The 1,196-nt window shown below is 64.2% G+C and carries 1 protein-coding gene; it reads right to left on the reverse strand.

Annotation, left to right across the window (positions count from 1 at the left end; translation table 11 throughout):
* Positions 1 to 2 precede the first annotated feature (2 nt).
* Complete coding sequence (gene tuf, locus AC1DTW_RS28110; RefSeq protein ID WP_477985331.1) at positions 3 to 1,193, reverse strand: elongation factor Tu; 1,191 nt, start codon at positions 1,191 to 1,193, stop codon at positions 3 to 5.
* Positions 1,194 to 1,196: the final 3 nt, after the last annotated feature.

Below are 1,196 nucleotides of genomic sequence, written 5' to 3' on the forward strand. Positions count from 1 at the left end.
CCTTATTCGATGATCTTGGCCACGACCCCGGCGCCGACGGTACGGCCGCCCTCGCGGATGGCGAAGCGCAGGCCTTCTTCCATCGCGATCGGGTTGATCAGCTTGACGGTGATGCTGACGTTGTCGCCAGGCATGACCATCTCCTTGTCCTTGGGCAGCTCGACCGCGCCGGTCACGTCGGTGGTGCGGAAGTAGAACTGCGGCCGGTAGTTGTTGAAGAACGGCGTGTGACGCCCGCCCTCTTCCTTGCTCAGCACGTAGATCTCGGCCGTGAAGTGGGTGTGCGGCTTGACGCTGCCGGGCTTGCACAGCACCTGGCCGCGCTGCACGTCTTCGCGCTTGGTGCCGCGCAGCAGGATGCCCACGTTGTCGCCAGCCTGGCCTTGATCCAGCAGCTTGCGGAACATCTCGACGCCGGTGCAGGTGGTCTTCTGGGTCGGGGTGATGCCCACGATCTCGATTTCTTCGCCGACCTTGACGACGCCGCGTTCGACGCGACCGGTCACGACGGTGCCGCGACCGCTGATGCTGAACACGTCTTCGACGGGCATCAGGAAGGCGCCGTCAACGGCACGTTCCGGGGTCGGAATGTAGTTGTCCAGCGCGTCGGCGAGCTTCAGGATCGCGCCTTCGCCGAGTTCGCCCTTGTCGCCTTCCATCGCCAGCTTGGCGCTGCCGTGGATGATGGGGGTGGTGTCGCCGGGGAATTCGTACTTGTCGAGGAGTTCGCGCACTTCCATCTCGACGAGCTCGAGCAGCTCGGCGTCGTCGACCATGTCGCACTTGTTCAGGAACACGATGATGTAGGGCACGCCAACCTGGCGCGCGAGCAGGATGTGCTCGCGGGTCTGGGGCATGGGGCCGTCGGCAGCCGAACAGACCAGGATCGCGCCGTCCATCTGCGCAGCACCGGTGATCATGTTCTTGACGTAGTCGGCGTGGCCCGGGCAGTCGACGTGGGCGTAGTGCCGGTTCTTGGTCTCGTATTCGACGTGGGCGGTGTTGATGGTGATGCCGCGCGCCTTCTCTTCGGGGGCCGCGTCAATTTGATCGTAGGCCTTGGCCTCGCCCCCGAACAGCTTGCTCAGCACGGTCGTGATCGCCGCGGTCAGCGTCGTCTTGCCGTGGTCCACGTGTCCGATCGTCCCGACGTTCACGTGGGGCTTGGTACGCTCGAATTTGCCTTTTGCCATTTC

Source organism: Rhizobacter sp. P5_A1 (assembly GCF_056400745.1).

Bases quoted from the DNA above. Each gene is read 5' to 3' on its own strand.
- tuf (WP_477985331.1), bottom strand. From the start codon at position 1,193: ATGGCAAAAGGCAAATTCGAGCGTACCAAGCCCCACGTGAACGTCGGG.